This is a genomic window from Vibrio sp. QJM3NY_26 (genome assembly GCF_057786005.1).
In genome coordinates this window covers 227,917-253,942 of sequence record NZ_CM173515.1, presented here as the reverse complement: position 1 = coordinate 253,942, position 26,026 = coordinate 227,917, and the positions used below count along the sequence as shown (strand labels likewise).

The window sequence follows — 26,026 nt, the reverse complement described above, 5'->3', positions numbered from 1 at the left end:
ATAAACTAATAACTGAAACAAAGTCGTTCTTTCATAAGAATCACTTTGTTCTCAGTTCGGTTTGATGCATATTGATGAGCTAATTTATCCCAGACACAAGGATGTTATTCAGATGGGATTTGAATGGTTAGCTCTAGCTGCCGCTTTTCTATGGGCGATTGCAAGCCTAATGTCAGTAAAGCCTGCTCAACACTTAGGTTCTTTCGCCTATAGTCGTTGGCGGATGGGTTGTACCGCGATCATCTTATCGAGCATGGCTTGGTTTACGGGTGGGTGGTCAAGTGTCGAAGCCGACCTAGTCACGCCGATGATGCTATCTGGCCTAATTGGCATCTTCATTGGTGATACCGCCCTATTTGCCTGTTTGAACCGCATGGGTCCGCGCCAAGCGGGTTTGCTGTTCTCTTGTCACGCCGTGTTCTCGGCGATTCTTGGTTACTTCCTGTTTAGCGAAAGCATGACTTCGGTGGAGCTTATTGGCTCGGCGTTGGTGTTTAGTGGTGTATTAACCGCAATCTTCTTTGGTCGTCGAGGGCAATCGAATAACCAACTCGAAACCATTAAGGGTACGGTGTGGATTGGTGTGGCGCTGGGAATCACCGCCGCGATCTGCCAAGCATTGGGCGGCATTATTGCCAAACCCGTGATGCAAACCAGTATCGACCCAATTGCAGCCTCTGCCATTCGAATGATCACCGCCTTTGTTGCTCACTCACTGTTTCGCTTAACAGGCGCCAAGCTTTCGCGCGCGATCAATCCAATGAATAAACAAATATTCGCAATTACTGCGGTTAATGGCTTTTTAGCGATGGCGGTGGGAATGACACTGATTTTGTATGCGTTGCAGGAAGGCAATGTCGGTATGGTCGCACTGTTATCTTCGACCACACCCATCATGTTGTTACCAATACTCTGGTTGTACACCAAACAGAGGCCAAATGCCTACGCTTGGATAGGTGCCATTGTTGCCGTAGTTGGCACTGGAATTCTGGTCAGCTAGTGGCACCGGTATTCTGGTTAGCGAGTGAAGCTGATTAGAAGCGGATTCTCAGTAAAAACAAAAGCAAAAAGCTAAGAACGCGGGAACGGAAAAGCCGTCACGTCATCGATATGGTCGTAGCCCAAAGCCAGCATGATTAGCCTGTCGATACCTAAAGCAACACCCGCACAGTCTGGTAAGCCCGCTTTTAATGCCTCAATCAAGTGATGGTCAATCGGTTGAGGCGATAAGCCCATCTCAATACGTTTGGCATTATCACCTTCAAAGCGCTGAAGTTGTTCTTGTGGTTTATCGAGTTCATGGAAGCCGTTTGCCAATTCAATCCCTTTGAAGTACACCTCAAAGCGATCCGCCACTCGTGGATCATTCGGGTTAATCTTGGCTAACGCCGCTTGTGATGCTGGGAAGTCATAAACAAACGCAGGCACTTGTTGCCCTATCTTAGCTTCAACCCCAATACTAAACAGCAGCTGCAGCAAGGTGTCGCGGTCTTCTTCTGGTTCTGCAATGTCGCTGAGCCCAAGTTTCGCCGCAGCTTGCTTTAGCGTATCCATCGAATCTTCCAGTGGACACACACCTAACACATCAATAAAGGCTTGTTGGTAAGTCATTCGCTGTGCTGAGCCTGATTTAAGCACCTGCTGTAACAGCAAATCCATTTCATCCATCAGGTCATGATGATCAAAACCAACGCGATACCACTCCAACATAGTGAACTCAGGGTTGTGATAACGGCCATTTTCTTCGTTACGAAAAGACTTACAAATTTGGTAGATACAGCCACTGCCCGCCGCTAACAGTCGTTTCATATGAAACTCTGGGCTCGTCATAAAGAACAGTGGCTGGCCGTGCGCATAACCCGGCCCTACGAATTCAGTTTTGAAGGTATGTAAATGCACGTCCGTCACCGTGGCGTGACTCATCGCAGGCGTATCCACTTCCATCACGTTTCGTTCTATGAAGAACTGACGAATTTGATTAAGGATATCAGCACGTTGCTTTAACTGCTTAATGGTTGCGGCCGGTTGCCATGTAGAGTGCATTATTAAGTTCCATATCACTGAATTCTAGGCGACGAAAATTACCACCTTTCGTCTCTTTTGTAAGCTTCTATCTGTCTATTGATGAAAGCAAAATGTTGTTTTAATGAAGCCAGAAAATTACGTTCTACAATACAATTATCAATACAGCTTTCACATCAACATTGATAACGAAAATCATACTCAACAAGCCGTTAACACCCGTCCTGTGGGTTAATCGTTATCAACAATTCATTGCCGTGATTGCAGTCACATAACCTATAATTTCTATGCCTCCATATGCATTACCGACCTAAAAACCCAAATGCATCAATTTTTGAAATGCCTTCCTCTCTTACACTGAACCTACCACTTAAGGCTTAGGGGTGCTAAATGGTTCCTACGATTTAGAACCTCCTAAATAAGCTTTTTATAATAACAAGCGGAATACTCCGCATCACACTGGAGAATAACTGTGAAGACAATTACCACAGATATCGCAGTCATCGGCGCAGGCGGCGCTGGTCTTCGTACAGCTATCGCTGCGGCTGAAGCTAATCCTGAATTGGAAGTAGCACTGATTTCTAAAGTTTACCCAATGCGTTCGCACACGGTAGCAGCAGAAGGCGGTTCAGCAGCAGTAATTAAAGACGAAGATAGCCTAGATAACCACTTCAACGATACTGTTGGCGGTGGCGACTGGCTATGTGAACAGGATGTTGTTGAATACTTTGTTGAAAACTCGACTCGCGAAATGATCCAAATGGAACAATGGGGCTGCCCATGGAGTCGTAAAGAAAACGGTGAAGTAAACGTACGCCGATTCGGCGGTATGAAGGTAGAGAGAACGTGGTTCGCAGCGGATAAAACCGGCTTCCACATGCTTCATACTCTGTTCCAGACTTCGATGAAGTACGACACAATCAAACGATTTGATGAGTACTTTGTGGTGGATTTGATCGTTGAAGATGGCGAAGTACAAGGCCTAATCGCGATTCATATGTCTGAAGGTGAGCTTGTTACGATCAAAGCGAAATCTGTTGTATTAGCAACGGGTGGCGCAGGTCGTGTTTACCACTGTAATACCAACGGCGGCATCGTAACTGGCGACGGTATGGCAATGGCTTATCGCCACGGTGTACCACTGCGTGATATGGAGTTTGTTCAATACCACCCAACAGGCCTACCGGGCACTGGCATCTTGATGACTGAAGGTTGTCGTGGTGAAGGCGGTATCATCGTCAACAAGAACGGCTACCGTTACCTACAAGATTACGGCATGGGCCCTGAAACTCCAGTGGGCGAGCCGAAGAACAAATACATGGAACTGGGTCCTCGTGACAAAGTTTCTCAAGCATTCTGGCACGAGCAGCAGAAAGGCAACACCATCAAGCACCCGCTTGGTGATGTCGTACACCTTGACCTACGTCACCTTGGTGAAGAGTACCTGCAAGAACGTCTTCCGTTCATCTGTGAGCTTGCAAAAGCGTACGTAAACGTTGACCCAGCAAAAGAGCCAATCCCAATTCGCCCGACCGTTCACTACACCATGGGTGGTATTGAAACTAACGGTACGTGTGAGACTCGCATTAAAGGCCTATTCGCCGTTGGTGAATGTGCTTCAGTTGGCCTGCACGGTGCAAACCGCCTAGGTTCTAACTCTCTGGCTGAGTTCGTCGTATTTGGCCGCGTAGCCGGTGAACAAGCCGTGAAACGTGCAGCTGAATTCAAAGGCTGGAATGAAGAAGCCATCACTAAGCAAATTAAAGCGGTTGAAGATCGCATCACAGGCATCTTGGCTCAAGAAGGCGATGAGAACTGGGCTGATATCCGTACTGAAATGGGTCACACCATGGAAGCGGGTTGTGGTATCTACCGTCAAGAAGACTTGATGCAAGAAACCATCGACAAAATCACTGAACTGAAAGCACGCTACAAGAAGATCAGCATTAAAGACAAAGGCAAAGTGTTCAACACTGACCTACTTTACGCTATCGAAGTGGGCTACGGTCTTGAAGTTGCTGAAGCAATGGTTCACTCAGCGATTCTTCGTAAAGAATCTCGCGGTGCACACCAACGTCTAGACGACAACTGCACAGAACGTGATGATGTGAACTTCCTGAAACACTCTCTATCTTTCTACAACGAAGATGCAGCACCAACTATCGACTACAGCGGCGTTAAGATTACTAAATCTCAACCTAAAGCTCGTCTATACGGTGAAGCAGCCGAGAAAGCCGCTGCTGCTGAAAAAGCGGCAGAAGAGAATGCGAAGAAGAGCGAAGAGGAGCAAGCATAATGTCAGCGAATCGAATCCAAAAAATTGAAATCCTGCGTTATGACCCTGAGCACGATGCAGAACCTCACTTTCAAACCTTTGAAGTTCCGTTTGATGAAACCATGTCAGTACTTGATGCGATTGGTTACATCAAAGATAACCTAGATAAAGACCTGTCTTACCGTTGGTCTTGTCGTATGGCGATTTGTGGTTCTTGCGGCATCATGGTTGATGGCGTGCCAAAACTGGCATGTAAAAGCTTCTTACGTGACTACCCGAATGGCTTCAAGATTGAACCATTGGCTAACTTCCCAATCGAGAAAGATTTGATTGTCGACATGACGCCGTTCATCGAGCGCCTTGAAGCCATCAAACCATACATCATTGGTAACGACCGTAAGCCAGAAGACGGCACTAACATCCAAACTCCAGAGCAAATGGCGAAGTACAAACAGTTCGCTGGCTGCATCAACTGTGGTTTGTGTTACGCAGCGTGTCCTCAGTTTGGTCTAAACCCTGAGTTCATCGGCCCTGCGGCACTTGCTCTTGCTCACCGCTACAACCTAGATAGCCGTGACAATGGTAAAGCTGAACGTATGAAGCTTATCAATGGCGACAATGGCGCTTGGGGCTGTACGTTTGTAGGTTACTGTTCTGATGTGTGTCCGAAGAAAGTAGACCCAGCGGCTGCAGTAAACCAAGGTAAAGTTGAGTCTTCAATGGACTTCGTTATTTCGATGTTCAAACCTGATGGCGAACCGGTTAAAGCGACGGAGGAAGCGTAATATGAGCAATCGTAAACCTTATGTTCGTGAAATGAAGAGAACGTGGTGGAGCAACCATCCGTTCTACCGTTTCTACATGCTACGTGAAGCGACTGTACTGCCTTTGATTCTATTCACTCTGTTCCTAACCTTCGGTTTGGGTTCGCTAGTGAAAGGTCCTGAAGCGTGGGAAGGTTGGTTAAGCTTTATGGCTAACCCTATCGTTATCGGTATTAATATCGTGGCACTGCTAGGCAGCTTACTGCACGCTCAGACCTTCTTCAGCATGATGCCTCAAGTAATGCCAATCCGTCTTAAAGGCAAATTGGTAGATAAAAGAATCATCGTACTGACCCAGTGGGCAGCGGTGGCATTTATTTCTTTAATCGTTCTTATGGTGGTGTAAGGAGCTTCGTTATGAACACAAATTACAAAGTGAAACCTGTTAACCACAACCCGCAACGCTCTGATGAGCCAATCTGGTGGGGCCTATTTGGTGCTGGCGGTACTTGGTTCGCGATGATCACACCAATCACGATTTTAGTGCTGGGTATCTTAGTGCCAATGGGCATTATCGATGCGGATGCAATGAGCTACGAACGTGTCTCTGAGTTCGCCACCAGCATTATCGGTGCGCTATTCATCATCGGTACACTAGCACTACCAATGTGGCACGCAATGCACCGTCTTCACCACGGCATGCACGACCTTAAGTTCCACGTCGGCGTTGCAGGTAAAGTTGGCTGCTACTTTGTTGCAGGCCTAATCAGCGCACTGTCTGTTATCTTCATCTTCATGATCTAACAGTTAAGAGCAGATTCGGGATTCGAGTAACCGAGTATCGAAGAGCTTAAAAGCAGAAAAGCGAAAGCAGAGCTAGGTTATCCAGCTCTGCTTTTTTATTGCTTGTCGAATCTATTATCCTCTAACTCGCTCCTGCTCTTCGTATCTCGCATCTCGTTTACTCGCATCTGCCCTTCAAGCTCTTCGTATCCCGCATCTCGTTTACTCGCATCTGCCCTTCTGCTTTTCCAGATCGCCAGATACAAAAAAGGCCGCTCATAAGCGACCTTTTCTATTTCACTGAGCCACCTCAAACAAGGTGGGCACAATCAAATTATTTTACACGACCAACGTATTCGCCAGTACGAGTATCAACTTTAACAACTTCACCGATAGCGATGAATAGAGGTACACGAACGACCGCGCCTGTTGCTAGAGTTGCAGGTTTACCACCCGTACCTTGTGTATCGCCTTTAAGGCCAGGATCAGTTTCAGTTACTGGGATCTCAACAAAGTTTGGCGGAGTAACAGTGATAGGGTTATCATTCCACAACGTTAGAGTACAAACGTCATTTTCAACTAACCATTTTGCTGAATCAGCGACTGCTTTTACGTCTGCTGCGATTTGCTCAAATGTTTCGTTGTTCATGAAGTGGTAGAATTCGCCATCGTTGTATAGGTAGCCTAATTCAACGTCAACAACATCTGCAAGCTCGAAGCTTTCGCCTGACTTGAATGTTTTCTCTAACACTTTGCCTGACAGCAGTTTACGAAGTTTTACACGGTTAAACGCTTGGCCTTTACCTGGCTTAACGTATTCATTGTCGATAATTGCGCAAGGCTCATTATCTAACATGAATTTTAAACCGCCTTTGAATTCATTGGTGCTTACTGACGCCATGATTTTCTCTTCCACATCTTTGAGTTAATTTCAATGCCGCATATCATAACCCGAAAAGTCGAATCTGTTGAGCAAAACTGGCTCAAACAACTATCGAATGCGATCTCTGACCCGACAAAACTGCTTCAAGCATTGGAAATAGACCCAACACCGTGGCAAAAAGGATTCGCAGCACGTGAGCTGTTTTCACTTCGAGTCCCTCTTAGCTTTGTTGAGCGAATGGAAAAAGGCAACCCACACGACCCTCTATTGCGTCAGGTGTTACCACTCAACGAAGAGTTCGAGGTTCATCAAGGCTATTCAGCCGATCCACTAGAAGAGCAAGAAAACGCAATCCCGGGGTTGCTGCACAAATACAAAAGTCGCGCGCTAATGATTGTAAAAGGGGGCTGCGCCATCAACTGCCGCTACTGCTTCCGCCGTCATTTCCCTTACCAAGACAACAAGGGTTCTAAGTCTGTGTGGCAAACTAGCCTCGACTATGTGGCTCAACATCCAGAGATCAACGAAGTTATCTTATCCGGTGGTGACCCTTTGATGGCCAAAGACAGCGAACTCGAATGGCTGATCAATGCCATCGAACAGATTCCGCATGTAAAAACCGTTCGAATTCATAGCCGATTACCGGTTGTGATCCCTGCTCGAGTGACGGATGAGCTATGCCAATTGTTAGCTCAAACTCGCCTCAACGTGGTAATGGTCAGCCATATAAACCATGCCAATGAAATCAACGTGGAGCTCAAACAAGCTTTCCATAAGTTGAAACTCAGTGGTGCGACTTTGCTTAATCAAGGTGTGATGCTAAAAGGCGTTAACAATAGCGCTAACTCTTTGAAAGAATTAAGCGAAAAGCTATTCGATGCCGGTGTTTTACCTTACTATATGCATGTACTTGATAAAGTTCAGGGCGCAGCTCACTTCTATATCTCCGATGAAGAAGCAAAGATGCACTTTAAGGGTTTGATCTCTGAGGTTTCTGGCTACCTCGTACCTAAGTTAACTCGCGAGATTGGCGGCCGCAGCAGCAAGACGCCACTCGACCTACATATTGAATAAAGAAGTTACCAAAATGAAGACGCATCCGAACAATAACTGGTCCTCTAACCGAGGCTTTACCATGATCGAATTGGTTATCGTAATTGTCATTCTGGGTATTGTGTCGGTGACTGCCGCTTCTAAGTTTCTCAATCTACAGAGTGATGCTCGTATTTCAGCCCTTCAAGGTTTGAGAGGCGGTATGCAAAGTGCTGCTGACATGGTTTACCCGATTGCAATTCAGCAAGGTTTAGAAAAGTTAAGCGCTGCTAAAATTACAATCGAAGGTGACAACATAGAACTTGCATATGGATACCCAGCGGCAGACTCAGCAAATGCTTGGAGTCTGTTGATTGAAAGTACTTTCGCAGATTCCATATTTAATGCGAATGATCCTGCTGAATGGTATTTCCATAATACTTCTAAAGAAATACCATGGATTCGTTTCATGACCAAAAGTAAGAAGAAATCTTCGGAAGACTGCTTCTTACTTTACAACGAAGCAACCTCTTCTTCTGCGCCTAGCTTTGAATTAACGACAAGCGGCTGCTAGCTTTTAAGTCACCTCTATCAACCGTTAAGACAAAAATTTTTTGTTCGATCGTCCGGTCTATTATTAGCATACTCGGCTCTATTCTAAATTTTTAGGAGGGGTGATATGCCACAATTTATAGAACAAACTCTCAACCTTGCCCCCTTTAGCTGGGCAGGTCTCGCAGCATGCATGTTATGTGGTTCTTTAATCGGAATCGAAAGGCAAACCCGCGGTAAACCCGTAGGAATACGAACCTCCATTTTGATTATCAGCGGTACTTATTTCTTTCTCACCATGGCGATTAGCTTATCTCCCAACACGCTCGATCAAGCCCGCGTGCTTGGTCAGATAATAACGGGGGTGGGATTTCTTGGGGCTGGTGTAATGATGACGCTTGATGGCAAAATTCATGGCGTCACGTCTGCGGCCATTATTTGGGTGTTGGCTGCGTTGGGGATGATGATTGCGTTAGGACACCTTTCTCAGTCTGTCATCATCACTCTAATGGCGCTTGTGATACTGCTTGGTGTCGACAAGGTGGAAAACAGTTTCCAAAGCCTGCGTCGTGGTGTGCATCAGAAGTGGATGAATAAAGGTCGCGTGAAGAAGTAACCTCTAATTTTAGATGCGTTTATCTTAAAGACATTTTGTCCTTAGATTCGATTTCTTAGAGGAAAATTCTTAGAGACGAATTCTTAGAAACGAAAAAGAAGCCTAGTCAAACGACTAGGCTTTGAGTTTTTAGACAAGCGCTTAATGCACGTGAATACACACTTGGTTCTTGCCCGCGGCTTTCGCCTTATAAAGCTGCTCATCCGAAGAACGAATACTCTGGTTTTCCCACAAGTGACCAACACTGTCGAACTTGTACAGAGAGTAGAGCGTCGCGCCACCAGACACTGAGATATTAATCTTGTCGCCAGCTGGAGAGCGGTAGCACTGCAGGCTAATGTCATTCTGGATTCGTTGAAAAATCGATGAAAGCAGCTCTGAGGATTCACCCGTGATCGCGACAACAAACTCTTCACCACCAAACCGTGCCACGATATCTTGCTGCCTAACGCTGTTCAGCATCAACTGAGCCACATGGCAAATCACCTCGTCCCCTGTTTTGTGGCCATAGCGGTCATTAACCACTTTAAAATCATCGATATCAAACACGCCAACACCAATAATCGGCTGTTCGTCCTGAGCCAGTAATCGAACTTCAAAGCCGCGTCGATTCAGTAAGCCAGTTAATGGGTCGCACATTGCTAGGTCATTCAAACGCTGGTGTTCTTGTCTTGTATAAAAACGCCATAGCCATAAAACCGAGAGCAAATACAAAACAAACAGTATCGAAAGCTGAATCTTCTCCATCTCCAATACATGCAGAAAGTGCTCGCTCTTCTCTTCTTCAATACTGAGATATAACTGGGTGTTAATGTCATCAACATACAGAGGCTTGGAATAGGTAAAGTCCATAACCCCGTACTTGTTTGCGCCTCGAGTACTGGTGACTTTATAACCATGGGTAGGGTTCGATACGAGATTAGAGACATAGCCATCGACACCCAATACCCCTTTAAACTCGCCATTAACGTAGATCCCTTTAGTTAAGGTCACCACTTTCTTACCTGTTAAGTAATCATCGTATTGACCGGTATACACTACCTGTTCTTGGCCTTGAGCTAAGCCAAAGCGAATCGTATTAATCCAATATGGTCGGCTATTTACGACAGAGTCAAACGTATCGCCTTTCATATATTGGGCAATCTCGGAGGGGGAAGAGATAATAAACTTCTCTTTCGAAATGAAGTAAATCGCAGAGATGGTCTCTATGGTATTGGCAAAATAAGCCATGGTCGGCGCGATAAACAGGCGCTTCCCCGCCTCGGTATAAAGGTCCGATTTCGGGTCGCACATCTCGCGAGGGCCAGAGAACATAAAGTCAAAGCGAGGGGCATGTTGCTCTTCACTGGTAAAATAGCACGTTTCATCTTCGATCTTTTTCTCATGCGAGAATACGTAGGTGTCACCATGCAGTGGGTAGAGCGCAGTGATGTTGTACTCAAGCGCATTAATGATCTGTGTGAGCTCCGCTAAAGAGCGTGTCACGCCTTGGTTTTCGATTCCATACTGTTTATCTGATTCTTCCGCTGAATCAACGAGCAACAAGCTCAAAACTACTAAAAAACTGGCGGTAAGGCCTAAGAAAGCCTTTTTAAAATCGACGGTATGGGGATTAATCAAAGCATATAAATCATCGTTGGGAATTTATCGCACATTGTACTTATAAGTAAAAATACTGCAATAGGAAATATAAAACAGAATGCTTATTGGATGGTTGGAGAAGTTTATCGTAGACGTAGAATTGAATATAATAACGCCTAAACAAGGGTTTAGGCGTTGATATACTTAGTCTTTAATCGCGTATGCGCTAACTAAAAGCAATGTGCTAATTAAAAAGCTAATACGCTAAGCCAATAGTAGAACCAAAGGCTAAACGACCGCTTTATTTAGCAAAGTTTACAATCGGGAAGCACGGGAAGAAACCGTTATCAGCACAGTTGATCAGACCAATCTGTACGCCTTCGATTTTGTTGGTTTTGTTGAAGATACCAACCTGAACCGTCGACACTTCTGAAAGGTTCGCCGCACCAACATCAACCATAGTGTTGCCTTCTGAGTAGTTGACGAAGCTCACGTTCGCGCCTTTCACATCATTAGTGATGTTCACAGCACCTAGGTTAAGACCCGTTGTTTTTCCTGGGTTCCAGTTGAATATACCCAAAGAAGCACCGGTCATTTCTTGGTTTACTTTATGCGCACCAAAAATACCCAGGTTCACACCCGTCGTGGTTTGTGTTTCTGACATACCCACAACCGCAAGATCGACACCTTTAACGTCGTTCACTTGTCCGTGAAGCAGAGCCAAACGTACACCACCAACCGCATCTGAATCCGGAGCATTGAAGCCATTGATCGTTGAAAACATAACAGGCGAAGAAGCAAATGCTGCTGGCGCCATTACCGCTGCAGACACAGCAAGTACTGAAAGTAATTTTTTCATTGGGGAGTCTCCACTGACTTATTGTTGACTTGATTAATCCATTTTCAATCAAGCATTTATTATCCTTTATTCAACAGCTATCCATGTTAGATCAATGTCATAACTGTACTGTTGAATATAAGACGCAAAATCATAAAGAGCAATGGTTAAGAGCAGATGCGGGATGCGAGTAACGAGATGCGAAAAGAATAAAAACGGAGACCGAAGTCTCCGTTTTCAAAGCTTATGTATAGCTTTCTCTGTTACGAGAAAGGGGGATGATTACATCATGCCGCCCATGCCACCCATACCGCCCATGCCGCCCATATCAGGCATTGCAGGGCCAGAATCTTGTGGCTTGTCAGTGATCATCGCTTCTGTTGTGATCATAAGACCAGCAACTGATGCTGCGAACTGAAGTGCAGAACGCGTTACCTTAGTTGGATCTAGGATACCCATAGCAATCATGTCGCCGTATTCGCCAGTCGCCGCGTTGTAACCGTAGTTACCTTCGCCAGCACGAACGTTGTTAGCAACAACAGATTCTTCATCACCAGCATTCGTCGTGATTTGACGGATAGGCGCTTCCATTGCACGTAGTGCAACGCGGATACCTACGTTTTGCTCTTCGTTGTCGCCCTCAAGGCCAGCAACTTTAGATGCAGCGCGGATAAGTGCAACACCACCACCAGCAACCACACCTTCTTCAACAGCAGCGCGAGTTGCGTGAAGTGCATCTTCTACGCGGTCTTTCTTCTCTTTCATCTCAACTTCAGTCGCAGCGCCAACTTTGATTACTGCAACACCGCCAGCTAGTTTAGCTACACGCTCTTGAAGTTTTTCTTTGTCGTAGTCAGACGTTGCATCTTCGATTTGTTGACGAATTTGAGAAACACGACCTTTGATCATGTCTTCATTACCCGCACCATCGATGATGGTTGAGTTTTCTTTAGTGATCGTAATGCGCTTAGCTTGACCTAGGTCTTCTAGCGTTACTTTTTCAAGGTCTAGGCCGATCTCTTCAGAGATAACCGTGCCGCCCGTTAGGATAGCGATGTCTTGCAGCATAGATTTACGACGGTCGCCGAAACCAGGTGCTTTAACCGCCGCCACTTTAACGATGCCACGCATGTTGTTCACAACAAGAGTTGCTAGCGCTTCGCCTTCAACATCTTCAGCGATGATAAGAAGTGGACGAGATGCCTTAGCAACTGCTTCTAGAGTCGGAAGAAGTTCACGGATGTTCGACACTTTCTTGTCGATAAGAAGAATGAACGGGCTATCTAGGTCAACAGAACCGGCTTCTTGGTTGTTGATGAAGTAAGGAGACAGGTAACCGCGGTCAAACTGCATACCTTCAACTACGTCTAGCTCGTCTTGCAGAGCCTGACCTTCTTCAACCGTGATAACGCCATCACGACCTACTTTTTCCATCGCTTCAGCAATGATGTTACCTACTGTCGAATCAGAGTTCGCAGAGATAGTACCTACTTGAGCAATAGCTTTCGTGTCTGAACAAGGAACAGAAAGGTTCTTCAGCTCTTCAACAGCCGCGATAACCGCTTTGTCGATGCCGCGCTTAAGATCCATTGGGTTCATGCCAGCAGCAACCGCTTTTAGGCCTTCAGCGATAATAGACTGAGCCAATACTGTTGCTGTAGTTGTTCCGTCGCCCGCCGCGTCATTCGCTTGCGAAGCCACTTCTTTAACCATTTGTGCGCCCATGTTTTGGAACTTGTCTTCAAGTTCGATTTCACGTGCAACTGAAACACCATCTTTAGTGATAGTCGGTGCGCCAAATGATTTGTCTAGAACAACGTTACGGCCTTTAGGACCTAGCGTTACTTTTACTGCGTCAGCCAGAACGTTTACACCTTCTAGCATTTTAATACGTGCGTCGTTACCAAATTTAACGTCTTTAGCAGCCATCTTAATTTCCTTTAAAATTCTTTATTAAATCAGTTCAATGTGTGGCGCGGATTACTCAACGATCGCCATGATGTCGTTTTCAGACATGATCAGAACTTCTTTGCCGTCGATCTTTTCAGTTTTAGTGCCGTAGCCTTCAGAAAAGATAACAGTATCGCCAACTTTAACGTCCAATGGTTGCACTGAACCATTTTCTAAAATGCGGCCTTTGCCAACAGCTAGAATAATACCGCGCGTTGATTTTTCAGCGGCAGAACCAGTTAGAACGATGCCACCAGCAGATTTAGATTCAACTTCTTGGCGCTCAACGATAACTCGGTCGTGTAGAGGACGGATATTCATCGGTCAGATCTCCTGATAATTTCCATTTAATTTGATAGTTGCCACGATTGGCATGGGGTTACCCAATATGTTGGGGCGATGTGGGAGAACCCAAGGGGGAAAAGATAAAAATTGTGATCTAAGGGGCAGATAAGAGCGGGTAAGAGCAGATGCGAGTAAACGGGATGCGAGATACGAAAAACAAAAACGCCCCTGCGAATAATCCTGTGTAAATGTCAGGGAGGTTAAGCAAAAGAAGGCTGCTTTTCTTTTCTCCGCTTTTAGCTCTTCGATACTCGTTTACCCGCATCTCGTATCTGCTTTTAAGCTCTTCGCATCTCGCTTACTCGAATCCCGCTTCTGCTTTTAAGCTCTTCGTATCCCGATTACTCGCATCTCGTATCTGCTCTTTAAGCTATTCCCTTCCCGCCCGCATCTGTTTATCCTACGCTTTTGGTTTCTATCGGCGTTTTGCATGCAAGATAAGCACGGGCTATTAACTGCCCCAATTGAGAGTACATTGCGTACCATGACCATACCGACCATATTCGGTATGGTGGCGATCTTGATGTTTAACCTCGTCGATACTTTCTTTATCTCGTTGCTGGGTACTCAAGCCTTAGCAGCGGTGAGCTTTACCTTTCCAGTCACCTTTGGCATCAACTGCATCACCATGGGAATCGGCATCGGCCTTTCGACATGTATTGGGCGATTGCTTGGCCAAGGTTGCGCACAAAATGCAGCACGCTTTACCTGTCATGGCTTATTACTGGCTCTGCTTCTTGTCGGCTGCGCTTCTACGCTAGGTATTACTTTCTTAGAACCTATGTTTACCCTGTTAGGGGCAAAGCAAGAGTTGTTGCCGCTGATATCGGAATACATGTCGGTGTGGTATCTCGCGATCCCATTGTTGGTCATTCCCATGGCAGGCAATAGCGCGATTCGAGCAACCGGTGATACAAAAACGCCCGCCAAGATCATGTTACTGGCTGGGCTTATCAATGGCATTTTAGATCCGCTGCTCATCTTCGGCTATGGGCCTTTTCCTGAACTGGGGATTCAAGGCGCTGCGATTGCCAGTGGTTTCAGTTGGTTTGGTGCTTTATGTGGCTCACTGTACGTGTTGACCGTACGAGAAAAACTGCTTGCTCCTCCTAAGCTGAAAAACATCGTCAGTGACTGGCGACAAATCCTGAAAATAGGCACACCAGCCGCTTTGTCTAACGCTCTGAATCCACTTGCTGGCGCTATCATCATGATGATGCTGGCCAAGCAAGGTACTGAAGCCGTGGCAGCGTATGGCGCAGCGCAACGTATTGAGTCCATTCTGATCATTGTGTTGATGTCTCTTACTTCTGCTCTTACGCCTTTCATGGCTCAGAACTTTGGCGCAAACAACCCCCAACGCAGCTTTAAGGCTCTGTTTCTAAGCATGCGCTTTGCCATATTATTCCAAGGGTTAGTGTTCTTAATGATGGTGCCATTAAGCATTCCTTTAGCCGCCCTTTTCTCTCAAGAAGAATCGGTGCGAGGCATATTGTGGCATTACCTGCTAGTTGTGCCCTTTAGCTATGGGTTCCAAGGCATTGTGATGATGCTGATCAGCGGCATGAACGCAATGCATCAACCACTTAAAGCCTTCCAATGGAGCTTCATGCGCTTGTTTGTGTTTACCTTGCCCTTTGCGTGGATAGGCAGCCAAATCGATGGTGTCGAAGGGATGTTTGTTGGCTTAGCACTAGGAAACATCATGGGCGGTATTTCTGGGTACTTGTTTGCGCTTCGAGTAGAGAAAGATTCGAGATGCGAGTAAACGGGATACGAAAAGATATAAGAGCAGATACGAGATTCGAGTGGCGTTCGACTTACCCCCGTCATTCCCTATAGCGAGGGACGAGCGTAGTAGGGAATCTTGTGCGCATAATGATTTAGTTTAGGGAAATAAATATGACAGCGAATAGTTTTCAATCGGTCTATGACGCGCCGATTGGCAAGATGATCATTATTAGTGATGGAGAGTCGATTATTGAAATCGACCATGTAAATCATGATGAATCCATTACGAGTAACCCTGATGAGCTTTGCCAACTAGCAACAAAGCAGTTAAATGAATACTTCGCAGGTACGAGAATCGAATTCGACCTGCCTTTGAAAGCTATCAAAGGTACCGATTTTCAGAAAGCTGCTTGGCAAGCTCTTACCACTATTCCTTACGGCGAAACCATCAGCTACGGTGAACAAGCCAAGCGAATGAATAACCCCAAGGCAGTGCGTGCTGTGGGTGGTGCAAACGGCAAGAACCCATTTAGCATCGTCGTGCCCTGCCACCGAGTGATTGGTGCGAATGGTACCCTTGCAGGTTACACGGGTGGCATGAGCCGAAAGGAGTGGCTACTAGACTTTGAGCGTTCAATTCTCAATAAAGCCAACAAATAGCCCCATGTCCCTACAGCGAGACGAAAGTGATCCAAAACCACCATATTCATACCTAACTTGGTACATGTAGAGTTAAGATATACATTAAATAGTGCCATTTAATTACAAAATCAAAGGCCGATTGTGGAGAGGCACATGAATTAATCCTCTAATCATCCACAGAACGATTCCAGTACGTGAAATTCTAAGTAGACCATTTGTCATAGCGGGCATATCACGCAGATTACTTTAAGCTTAAGTCATAATTTCTTGCCTTGTCTTTCCTTGTCTTTACAATAACCATATTTTGAAATTTGAGTATATTGTGATGAATTTTAGGTATGATATAAATGGGTTGAGAGCGATAGCTGTAATTGCTGTTGTTCTATTTCACTTTAACCCAACTTGGGTACCAGGTGGATTTGCTGGTGTAGATGTATTTTTTGTCATATCTGGTTTTCTAATGACAGGGATAATCTTTAGAGGGCTAGAAAGTGATAGTTTAAACCTATTCAAGTTTTATGTAGCTCGTGCTAATCGAATCATTCCTGCTCTTGCGGTTTTATGTTTGGTACTTCTAGTGTTTGGGTGGTTTTATCTCACTTCTCTAGATTACAAAACGCTGAGTAAGCATGTTGCTAGTAGTATTGGATTTGTTTCCAATGTGGTCTATTGGAGAGAATCAGGATATTTTGACGCGACCTCACATGAGAAATGGCTACTACATACATGGTCATTGTCAGTAGAGTGGCAATTCTATATTCTTTATCCCGTAGTTTTGATAATCCTCAAAGAGTTTTTATCTTTGGAAAACTTAAAACGGATAATCATACTTGGAACAGTATTAAGTTTTGGCCTGAGTGTTATTGCAACAATGAAGTGGCCAAATCCAGCTTACTATCTACTCCCGACAAGAGCTTGGGAAATGATGATAGGTGGTATTGCATTTCTTTATCCTTGGCATTTATCTAAAAACAAAAAAAAACTAACAGAGCTTACAGGTTTTCTTCTCATCCTGGCCTCATACTTTTTTGTGTCTAGCGCTATTCCGTGGCCTGGTTATTTTGCTATATTTCCTGTTTTAGGAGCCTATCTGGTAATTATTTCTAATCAGCAGTCTAGCATAATCACTAACAACAAAATTTTTCAAAACATAGGCCTATGGTCATACTCAATATATTTATGGCATTGGCCAGTTGTTATATTTGGTTATTATTTTGAAATTTCAAATTGGTTTTTATATGGGTTACCTTTGTCAATTTATTTTGGTTACATTAGCTTTAGATATATTGAAAGTTTAAGGTTTAAATCACTTCCTTTTTGGCGTGATATTTTTAAAGTCAAGCCTATGTATATGGTAATTATTATTGGAGGGCTTTCAAGTATAATATTCATTAGCCGAGGTTTTGAGTATCGAATGCCTAAAGAGTTTCTTGAGGTTGCTAGCAAAGCAAAACCTAGCCCTTATCGAGACAAGTGCCACATAGGAACATATCAAAAACCAGCCCTATCATGTGAATACTTTGAAGACAACGTTCAGTGGGCGATCTTAGGAGATAGTCATACTGTTGAAATTGCTTATGCTCTTGCTGAAAAGTTAAAAAGTGATCAACAAGGACTTAAACACTTTAGTTTTTCTGGTTGTATACCCTCTTACCTTCAAGATGCTAGTTACTCTAAATGTGCAAGGTGGTACAACGAATCGGTAAATTATATTATTAACGATAAGAACATCAAAAATATTGTATTTAATCATAGGTATTCCTCAGCCCTTTGGGGAGATCATGCATCTATTTATCCAGAAATAGGAAATTTGAGCAATAAGTATCAAGATATATTAAACTCAATAGATGATGCCATCATAGCCTTAGCTAATAATAAAGAAAAGGTCTTTGTCTACCTTCCTATTCCAGAAATAAAAAAGCCAATTGGTAGTTTACTATCAAACTCATGGCTAAATAATTTAGGGTATGACAATATCTCAGGTGCAAGTTTGGATTTTTATAACAAAAGGAATAGTTTGATAATTAATCATTTTAATAAACAGAATTATCCCGAAAATGTGTTTTTTTTAAACACTAAGGAAGCATTTTGCGATGAGAATGATTGCTTTGCTGTTAAAAATGGTCAGGCTCTCTACTTTGATGATGACCATCCATCTGTCGTAGGTGCTAGGTTATTAGTTGATCTAATTCCTTTTGATTAAACGCAACCTTGTTATACATGTTAAGACTTGGGGCTGAGCTATCAGCCTCTTTTTCATAACCTTATTCAATTGAATTAAAATGAATTTAAAGTAAGCTTAGCAAAGCTAGTCCAGCGAGAAAATGCAGTTAACAAACGACTATGGCGTCAATGATTAGTTTTTGGCTGTATTTCCATCCCACATGGCGCCATCTCTCAGCATAGAGTTAAGGGTCACAACCATCTTTCGGACACACGCGATTATTGCGACTTTCTTAGGCTTTCCGGCAGCTAAAAGTCGAGCATAATTCGCTTTGAATACAGGGTTACATTGCATGGCTGACATCATTGCCATATATAACACTGTGCGTACTTGCGCTCGACCGCCTTGGATCACGCGCTTACCTTTGTAGCGTCCACTTTCGCGTGTGATTGGAGCGACACCAATCAGTGATGCCGCTTGTTTATTCGTGATGTAACCAAGTTCAGGTACGTTGCTAATTATTGATGCGGCGGCAATGTTTCCTATTCCGGGGACGCTTTGCAATATTGTGTTTTTAGCCTGGTATTCAGGGCTATCTTCAATGAGTTTAACGAGCTTTTCTTCTAACTTGGTGATTTGATTTTTTATCGTGGTTAGCATTGGCTTGATAGTTGGATGGAGAGAAGCGGGAAGTATCTGGATTCGGTTTTTTTCCATGGTTTGCATGGATAACAACTGGTTTCGGCGAATAACTAAGTCACTCATTAAACGTATGTTTTTTGGCTTTATTACAGTAAGAGCTGGTTTGATTGCTTCTCCATAGTGAGCGATCAACTCTGCATCTAAACGATCATTTTTAGCTCTGCGGCCAATAGCACCAGCGAATCGTTTTATGTGGACAGGATTTGCTCTAACAATAGGTAGTTGAGCTTCTGCACATGCAAGAACAAAAGGCATTTCTAATCGGCCTGTTGCTTCAATAACTATACGTTCAGGATTATGACTTTTAATTGTTTTGAGTGCTTTCTTGATTCCTTTTTCATTGTTCTCTACTGAGAAAAATAGGTCTAGTGGCCTGATATGGATGTCTAATTGTGTTTTGCCGGTATCAACTCCAACGTTGATGCTTTGATTGATTTTGGTATTCATAATAAGCTAACTCATGCTTGCGTAATGCGGGTTCAAGACCCAGTCGACTATTCGAGGTTTATGCTTGAAGTCCTATGTAGCGTTCATGTTTGTTATCGGTCTCTCGATAGAGGAGCCAGCGTTTAAACGAACTGCTACATAGAAAGCTTTAGTTGCAGCTAAAGCCTGGGTCTCACATTACCCGATTGGAGTGCTTATTATCCATACAAGTACATTTAAAGTAATAAAATTCTGATCTTACGCACTTTTTATATATAACGCTCTAAATTCGACCCTTACCCCTCCTAAAGCCGAGAGACAAAAAAACGGCCACACTCGCGTGCAGCCGTTTCAGTATTCGATGCTAGTTAAAAGCTATTTAACCAGAACTTCACCCGTCATTTCTGATGGGATATCTAGATCTACTAGAGAAAGCATAGTTGGAGCTAGGTCAGACAGTTTGCCGCCCTCTTTGAACTCAACTTCTTTGTCACCAACGTAAATTAGAGGAACTGGTAGGTTAGTGTGAGCCGTGTGAATACCACCCGTTTCTGGGTTTACCATCATTTCCGCGTTACCGTGGTCAGCAGTGAGCAGCATTTGACCGCCTACGTCTTCGATAGCTGCTGTTACTTTGGCAACACACTCGTCCATTGCTTCGATAGCTTTTTCTGCCGCTTCGTAAACACCAGTGTGACCAACCATATCTGGGTTCGGGTAGTTACAGATGATAGTGTCGTACTTACCAGACTTGATAGCCGCAACCATCTTCTCAGTTAGCTCAGCAGAGCTCATTTCTGGTTGTAGGTCGTAAGTCGCCACTTTTGGAGAAGCAACTAGTTGACGCTCTTCACCTTCAAACTCGTTCTCAACACCACCATTGAAGAAGAATGTAACGTGCGCGTATTTCTCAGTTTCAGAGATACGTAGCTGAGTTTGACCTTGCTTAGATATCCACTCACCGTATGTGTTCGCTAGAGAAGCCGGTGGGAAGCCGATAGCTAGCGGGATATCAGCAGCGTATTGCGTTAACATCACGAAGTTGATTGCTGGGAATACTTCGCGCTCAAAGCCGTCGAAATCAGGCACGAAAGTACGAGTGATTTGACGTGCTCGGTCAGCACGGTAGTTCATGAAGATAACTGCATCGCCGTCTGCGATAGCTGCGTCTTCTTGACCTTCAGCTTTGATAGCTGTTGCTTTAACGAATTCGTCGTTCTCGTCACGAGCGTAAGCCGCTTCTAGACCAGCAACTGCAGATTCTGCTGTGAATTCCGCTTTGCCTAGTGTTAGAAGATCGTAAGCTACTTGAACGCGATCCCAGTTGTTATCACGGTCCATTGCGTAATAACGACCAACTAGAGAAGCAACACAGCCTTTACCTAGCTTAGCGAATAGGTCTTGGAAACGCTGTAGAGAGTTTTCTGCGCTACGTGGCGGTGTGTCACGACCGTCTAGGAAACAGTGTAGGTAGATTTTCTCTGCGCCACGTGCTGCAGCCATTTCAACTGCAGCGTAGATATGGTCTTCGTGAGAGTGTACGCCACCTGGAGACATAAGACCCATGATGTGTACTGCTTTCTCAGCTTTAACCGCTGAGTCAATAGCTTCTACTAGAGCTGGCGTTTCAGTGAACTCACCGTCAGCGATAGATTTAGTGATGCGAGTTAGGTCTTGGTATACAACGCGACCAGCACCAATGTTAGTGTGACCAACTTCTGAGTTACCCATTTGACCATCAGGTAGACCTACGTCCATACCAGAAGCAGAGATTAGTGTGTTTGGTTTGTTAGCAAACAGGCTATCGATAAATGGAGTTTTTGCATTAGCGATTGCGTTATTTGCAGTGTCTTCACGGTGACCGTAACCGTCAAGAATCACTAGAGCCATAGGCTTCTTAGCTGACATAGGGCTGACCTCGTTCAATTCAAAATAAATCGGTATAAAAACAAATTAGCGTAATTTTACTACAGTTTACAGTCAAAACTGTAGTGGAAGATCAAGAAAGGTAGCAGGTAGCAGGATCAGAGCTGAAAAAAAGCTTCTTTTGAACTCATCGATGAACCCAGGGCAAGATTACGAAGCCCCTTGTCCTGCAATGACTTGCGAAAGGTAACTGTTGCTACGGTTTGCTTTTTTCTGCTTTCTTTTTATCCCTGCTTTGAAGCTAGTTTCTTCCGTCAGCAGGTTTAAAGCTATATGTCTTATAACTGCTAAATTCTCACCAGCTTGCTCTCGACGTATCCGACATTCATCTTCTTTAAAACCTACGTCTAATCGCCAGTGCATCTGATTTTCGATGCTCCAATGTGCTCGCGTGCTCTCTAGTAAAGCTTTAGCCGTCAGTTTCGCTGAGCTTATGTAATGCTTGATTTGCATTGTTTCTGCTGGTTTATCACCTTCTTGACGAATTGAAACGACCATACCAATTGTTGAGAGTCCCGCCCAATCAAGCGCTATATCGCCTAAGAAATCTGTATTGTGAACAACCATACTCAAACGCGTTTCTGTACGACCATGCCCTTTCTCTTGAGTGACGTATTTATCCCCTTCAAAACTATTAAGCATACTAGAGTTAAACACTTGACCAATCGCTTGCTCCAATCGTTTTTGATTCCCTTTGACTGCTAAGAGATAATCTGCGTCTTGAGCAACTATCTTTTCAGCTATGTCCTTTTGGCATCCCATTGCATCAATCGTCACTAAGCAACCTCGCAAAGAAAGTATCTCAAGCAGTTCAGGGATCGCTTTTATTTCATTGCTTTTCTCTGCAGTTTTAACCTGCCCTAACACAATTTGATTTGCTGCACTAAAGGCACTAACCATATGAATCGCACCACAACGTTTGTCTTTGTTGTATGTGCCTCTGAGAGTTTTGCCGTCGATAGCAATCACTTCCCCCTCAGTCACCTCATGACAGTCTTTCATTCACGCAGTAAAGCATCGTTGCAGTTGCTTAGCGGAAATAAGATTGATAACTCGGGCAATGGTATCGTGTACTGGTATGCCCTGTTTGAAATCACCATACTGTCTAAGCCACTCCAAGTTATCTTCACCAAAATCTTCAATATCCTCCCAACCTTCAGCACCAGCAATCACTGCTGCAATTGTTAAGAAGATAATGTCTGTTAGCGTGTGCTCTATTTTCCAAGCTTGGCGAGGGTCTCGAATAACTGAAATATGGTCCAAAAGGCTTAATCCGTTCATTAGGCTAAATATCTGCTGTTAAAAAACAGTATATGATCACACCTAAATCTGATCATCAAATCGATCTTGGATGTATTGAGATTATTGTGACTTCAGTATCTAATTAGTGAAAATATGACTACTCGTCATCCCTTATTCCATAAGGGTTTTTCATGATCTTGCCCTGTCGCAGAGAGGAAACGAGTTCCGTAGCCTGCTACGGGGAAAAGACATTTTCTGATCATTGTTGACCTTCAATTCTAACATTAGAAACACGATCTAAATTCTGAAGCAATCACAAAGGCGTACAGACCTTCCTAATTATCTTATTGACAACATCAAGTAAATGAATAAATGCTAATCGCTACCAAATAGGTCGCGCGTATACACTTTTGCTTCTACATCTCTAATCTCATCGACCATTCGATTTGATACGATTACATCACATGTAGCTTTAAACTTTTTAAGGTCCTTAATCACCTCTGAGTGGAAAAACTCACTTTCCTTTAATGCAGGTTCATAAACAACAACCTCAATGCCTTTTGCTTTTATTCGCTTCATCACACCTTGAATACTTGATGCTCGAAAATTATCAGAGCCAGACTTCATAATTAGGCGATAGATACCTACTCTTTGTGGTTTTTTAGATAAAATCGATTCAGCTATAAAATCTTTACGAGTACGGTTAGCTTCAACTATTGCACCAATAATTTCATTTGGCACATCTTCATAATTTGCACGTAACTGCTTAGTATCTTTAGGTAAACAATAACCTCCATAACCGAATGATGGATTATTGTAGTGACAACCTATACGAGGATCTAAACCCACTCCTTCAATTATCTGACGGGAGTCTAAGCCATGAGTTTCAGCATAAGTATCTAGCTCATTAAAATAGGCCACTCGTAATGCTAAGTAGGTATTTGAGAAAAGCTTAACTGCCTCCGCTTCCGTTGAGTCAGTGAATAGTATAGGTGCCCCTTTACCCAAAGCACCCTCCAATAAAAGATCAGCAAATATTTTTGCACGTTTCGATTGCTCCCCTACGATAACCCGTGATGGATATAGGTTGTCGTAAAGTGCTCGACCTTCACGCAGGAATTCTGGCGAAAAAATAATATTACTGCAGTTGAATTCTTCAGATATACGTTTCGTATATCCTACCGGCACCGTGGACTTAATCACCATAACAGCATTTGGATTGATTGCCGTTACATCTTTGATGACAGCTTCAACTGACGTGGTGTTAAAATAATTTGTTTGAGGGTCGTAATCAGTAGGGGTTGCAATGATTACATAATCTGCATTTTTATATGCAACCTGCTTATCCAACGTGGCTCTAAAATTTAACTCTTTATTACTCAAAAACTCTGAAATTTCTTCATCTACGATAGGCGACATTTTATCATTAAGAAGTGCAATTTTTTCTTCGAGAATATCAACAGCAATTACTTCATGGTTTTGTGCCAACAGCATCGCATTAGACAGACCTACATAACCAGTACCTGCTACAGCAATTTTCATTATTAATTATTCCAATTAAGTATCAATGTTTCCAACACTAGGCACTAAGCCAACAATATCTATAGTATTATTTTTCTAGGGAGCATGAATTAACCCTCTGACTAGCACTCCAAACCAAGTCTCCAATACCATCAGTCGGTTTAAAACCCGTTGGTGCATCCAAAAGCAACTTTCTAATAGTCTCATGTTCCAAACTATGGCAAGCAAAGTCTAAGGATTCAAGTAGATTGTTATACTCATCGATTGGCAAAAATACCTCATGAGCTGTCATGATCCGTTCATGAGCAGTTCGTTGAACATTATCTCCAATCAACAACTCTTCATACAATTTCTCTCCCGGACGAAGACCAGAGAATTGAATTTCGATATCACCATGAGGACTCTGCTCATTTTTAACAGACAAGCCAGAAAGATTAATCAAGTTTTCAGCGAGATCTGTAATCTTAACTGACTCTCCCATATCAAGAACGAATACATCCCCCCCTTTGCCCATCGCACCCGCTTGAATAACAAGTTGAGCAGCTTCAGGAATCGTCATGAAGAAACGAGTAATATCAGGATGAGTTACGGTTAAAGGACCACCCGCTTTAATCTGTTTTTTAAACAGCGGGATTACAGACCCAGAAGAACCAAGAACGTTACCAAATCGAACCATACAGAAACGAGTACCGTTCTCTTTCTGGTTCTCTTGCTCAGCTAAGGCTTGCAAGCCCAATTCTGCCATGCGCTTGGTTGTACCCATCACATTTGTTGGACGTACCGCTTTGTCTGTTGAGATCAACACAAAAGACTCGACATCAGCTTCAATAGCCGCTTTCGCGGTATAGTAAGTGCCATAAACATTGTTTCGTACACCTTCTACAACATTATACTCAACAAGCGGTACATGCTTATACGCAGCAGCGTGATAAACAGTCTCAACCTTAAAAGACTTCATTGCCGTAAGAAGACGATGCGAACGTTGAACTGATCCCAGAAGAGGGACAATGTCTACATCAAGATTTTTGAATTCTTTTAATAAAGAAAGCTCACGATCAATTTGATATAAGCCAAATTCAGATAGCTCAAACAAAACAAGTGTTTTTGGCTGCTGTTTTAAGATCTGACGACACAATTCTGAGCCAATCGAACCGCCAGCACCAGTTACCATAACAACTTTGTCTTTGATGTTAGCTTCCATTAAAACTTGCTGAGGAGCTACTGCATCACGTCCTAACAAATCTTCAATTGGTACATCAGTCAACTCGTCAATTTTCGCTTTTCCAGATACGATATCCGCCATATCTGGAACAGTTTGGATTTCTACAGGTAACGGAGCTAAAAGATCTAAGATCTGTTTACGGCGAGCGCGAGAAGCACTCGGAATCGCAAGCAAAATTTTAGAAACATCATACTTCTCAATCAAAGCTTCTGCTTTAGATAAATCAACAACGGGCAAACCAAGAATCATAGTATTTGTGAGAGTTTTATCTTCATCGATAAACGCTCGAATACGATAATTTTCGGAAGCGCGAAGTGCAACTGCAAGCTGACGTCCACCAGAGCCTGCTCCATAAATTACGACTTCTTGACGCAAGTCCTTTAACGGTGAAGTTGTAGCTACAAGGTTGCGAACAATTAAGCGAGAACTGCCACATAACAGAGCTAAATAGGCACCATAAATAACTGGTATTGTTCGAGGCACAGGTTCTTGCAGATAATACGCAAAAACAGCTAAAGCAACTGAAGATAGTACAGCACCAGCTGTAATGACAAACAAAGCTTGAAATGTCAAATACCTTAAAACAGCACGGTATAAACCTAATTGTGTGAAAATGATGATGGTACAAACTACAGTCAAACCGACTAATAGTAGAACATCACTACTTCTAATTAGTAAAACATCCCCTAACCTAGTCCATAAAGCCAAGTAAAATGAAAATAATATTATTAAGGAATCTACCGCTGCCGATATTCCTCTTTTTTTCCATCTTGGTAGCTGCCAAACTTTGTCAAAACGTTGCATATTTT

At 43.6% G+C, this 26,026-nt stretch carries 21 protein-coding genes and 1 pseudogene; 11 read left to right on the top strand and 11 right to left on the bottom strand.

The window, feature by feature from the left end; translation table 11 throughout:
• Nucleotides 1–112 precede the first annotated feature (112 nt).
• The gene (locus AC3CH4_RS01135) at nt 113–1,000 is read left to right on the top strand and encodes a DMT family transporter (RefSeq protein ID WP_114634281.1); all 888 of its coding nucleotides are present in this window, start codon (nt 113–115) and stop codon (nt 998–1,000) included.
• A gap of 71 nt (nt 1,001–1,071) precedes the next feature.
• On the opposite strand, the gene epmA is transcribed toward AC3CH4_RS01135, so the two are convergent.
• On the bottom strand, nt 1,072–2,043 hold the full coding sequence (gene epmA, locus AC3CH4_RS01130; protein ID WP_102448512.1) for an elongation factor P--(R)-beta-lysine ligase: 972 nt from the start codon (nt 2,041–2,043) through the stop codon (nt 1,072–1,074).
• A gap of 451 nt (nt 2,044–2,494) precedes the next feature.
• On the opposite strand from epmA, the gene frdA reads away from it, so the two are divergent.
• Genes frdA through frdD form a run of 4 tightly spaced genes read left to right on the top strand, consistent with a single transcriptional unit; the run spans nt 2,495 to nt 5,865 of the window.
• Nucleotides 2,495–4,318 carry a fumarate reductase (quinol) flavoprotein subunit gene (gene frdA, locus AC3CH4_RS01125; RefSeq protein ID WP_488543191.1) on the top strand — a complete coding sequence of 608 codons (1,824 nt, stop codon included), beginning with the start codon at nt 2,495–2,497 and terminating at the stop codon, nt 4,316–4,318.
• Entirely contained in the window at nt 4,318–5,082 is a 765-nt protein-coding gene (locus tag AC3CH4_RS01120; protein ID WP_004733343.1) for a succinate dehydrogenase/fumarate reductase iron-sulfur subunit, read from the top strand. The genes frdA and AC3CH4_RS01120 overlap by 1 nt, the downstream gene beginning before the upstream one ends.
• A 1-nt stretch (nt 5,083) precedes the next feature.
• Nucleotides 5,084–5,467, top strand: a complete 384-nt coding sequence (gene frdC, locus AC3CH4_RS01115; RefSeq protein ID WP_017076351.1) for a fumarate reductase subunit FrdC — start codon at nt 5,084–5,086, stop codon at nt 5,465–5,467.
• Nucleotides 5,468–5,478: 11 nt separating this feature from the next.
• Nucleotides 5,479–5,865, top strand: coding sequence for a fumarate reductase subunit FrdD (gene frdD / locus AC3CH4_RS01110; RefSeq protein WP_017067166.1), 387 nt, complete (start codon nt 5,479–5,481; stop codon nt 5,863–5,865).
• 313 nt (nt 5,866–6,178) lie between these two features.
• Here frdD and efp read toward each other — a convergent pair whose 3' ends face one another.
• Entirely contained in the window at nt 6,179–6,745 is a 567-nt protein-coding gene (gene efp, locus AC3CH4_RS01105) for an elongation factor P (RefSeq protein WP_004733338.1), read from the bottom strand.
• Between the two features lie 33 nt (nt 6,746–6,778).
• Between efp and epmB the strand changes: the two genes are divergently transcribed.
• From epmB to AC3CH4_RS01090, 3 genes are all read left to right on the top strand, one after another.
• The gene (gene epmB, locus AC3CH4_RS01100; protein ID WP_488543190.1) at nt 6,779–7,801 is read left to right on the top strand and encodes an EF-P beta-lysylation protein EpmB; all 1,023 of its coding nucleotides are present in this window, start codon (nt 6,779–6,781) and stop codon (nt 7,799–7,801) included.
• 13 nt (nt 7,802–7,814) lie between these two features.
• Nucleotides 7,815–8,333: a prepilin-type N-terminal cleavage/methylation domain-containing protein gene (locus AC3CH4_RS01095; protein WP_054547902.1), complete on the top strand. Its 519-nt coding sequence runs from the start codon at nt 7,815–7,817 to the stop codon at nt 8,331–8,333.
• A 105-nt stretch (nt 8,334–8,438) separates the two neighbouring features.
• Nucleotides 8,439–8,927: an MgtC/SapB family protein gene (locus AC3CH4_RS01090; protein WP_017076347.1), complete on the top strand. Its 489-nt coding sequence runs from the start codon at nt 8,439–8,441 to the stop codon at nt 8,925–8,927.
• A 141-nt stretch (nt 8,928–9,068) separates the two neighbouring features.
• On the opposite strand, the gene AC3CH4_RS01085 is transcribed toward AC3CH4_RS01090, so the two are convergent.
• The 4 genes from AC3CH4_RS01085 to AC3CH4_RS01070 all read right to left on the bottom strand — a co-directional run bounded on the left by AC3CH4_RS01085 (nt 9,069) and on the right by AC3CH4_RS01070 (nt 13,617).
• Entirely contained in the window at nt 9,069–10,547 is a 1,479-nt protein-coding gene (locus AC3CH4_RS01085) for a sensor domain-containing diguanylate cyclase (protein WP_488543189.1), read from the bottom strand.
• 262 nt (nt 10,548–10,809) lie between these two features.
• Nucleotides 10,810–11,367: a VC2662 family protein gene (locus AC3CH4_RS01080; protein WP_004733330.1), complete on the bottom strand. Its 558-nt coding sequence runs from the start codon at nt 11,365–11,367 to the stop codon at nt 10,810–10,812.
• A gap of 261 nt (nt 11,368–11,628) precedes the next feature.
• Nucleotides 11,629–13,275 (bottom strand): chaperonin GroEL, encoded by a 1,647-nt coding sequence (gene groL, locus AC3CH4_RS01075; RefSeq protein WP_017086888.1) that lies wholly within the window; start codon nt 13,273–13,275, stop codon nt 11,629–11,631.
• Nucleotides 13,276–13,326: 51 nt separating this feature from the next.
• Nucleotides 13,327–13,617, bottom strand: coding sequence for a co-chaperone GroES (locus AC3CH4_RS01070; protein ID WP_076667770.1), 291 nt, complete (start codon nt 13,615–13,617; stop codon nt 13,327–13,329).
• Between the two features lie 454 nt (nt 13,618–14,071).
• On the opposite strand from AC3CH4_RS01070, the gene AC3CH4_RS01065 reads away from it, so the two are divergent.
• From AC3CH4_RS01065 to AC3CH4_RS01055, 3 genes are all read left to right on the top strand, one after another.
• On the top strand, nt 14,072–15,409 hold the full coding sequence (locus AC3CH4_RS01065) for an MATE family efflux transporter (RefSeq protein ID WP_488543188.1): 1,338 nt from the start codon (nt 14,072–14,074) through the stop codon (nt 15,407–15,409).
• A gap of 134 nt (nt 15,410–15,543) precedes the next feature.
• Nucleotides 15,544–16,032, top strand: coding sequence for a methylated-DNA--[protein]-cysteine S-methyltransferase (locus AC3CH4_RS01060; protein ID WP_488543187.1), 489 nt, complete (start codon nt 15,544–15,546; stop codon nt 16,030–16,032).
• Between the two features lie 307 nt (nt 16,033–16,339).
• Nucleotides 16,340–18,217, top strand: coding sequence for an acyltransferase family protein (locus AC3CH4_RS01055; protein ID WP_488543608.1), 1,878 nt, complete (start codon nt 16,340–16,342; stop codon nt 18,215–18,217).
• Between the two features lie 153 nt (nt 18,218–18,370).
• Here the strand turns inward: AC3CH4_RS01055 and AC3CH4_RS01050 are convergent, their stop codons facing one another.
• From AC3CH4_RS01050 to AC3CH4_RS01030, 5 genes and pseudogenes are all read right to left on the bottom strand, one after another.
• Nucleotides 18,371–19,327, bottom strand: coding sequence for an IS110 family RNA-guided transposase (locus AC3CH4_RS01050; protein WP_488543186.1), 957 nt, complete (start codon nt 19,325–19,327; stop codon nt 18,371–18,373).
• 354 nt (nt 19,328–19,681) lie between these two features.
• Nucleotides 19,682–21,214, bottom strand: a complete 1,533-nt coding sequence (gene gpmM / locus AC3CH4_RS01045; protein WP_488543185.1) for a 2,3-bisphosphoglycerate-independent phosphoglycerate mutase — start codon at nt 21,212–21,214, stop codon at nt 19,682–19,684.
• A gap of 168 nt (nt 21,215–21,382) precedes the next feature.
• A pseudogene (locus AC3CH4_RS01040) lies at nt 21,383–22,513 on the bottom strand (ISAs1 family transposase).
• A gap of 336 nt (nt 22,514–22,849) precedes the next feature.
• Nucleotides 22,850–24,016: a nucleotide sugar dehydrogenase gene (locus AC3CH4_RS01035; protein ID WP_488543184.1), complete on the bottom strand. Its 1,167-nt coding sequence runs from the start codon at nt 24,014–24,016 to the stop codon at nt 22,850–22,852.
• A 67-nt stretch (nt 24,017–24,083) separates the two neighbouring features.
• The gene (locus AC3CH4_RS01030) at nt 24,084–26,021 is read right to left on the bottom strand and encodes a polysaccharide biosynthesis protein (protein WP_488543183.1); all 1,938 of its coding nucleotides are present in this window, start codon (nt 26,019–26,021) and stop codon (nt 24,084–24,086) included.
• Between the last annotated feature and the right edge of the window lie 5 nt (nt 26,022–26,026).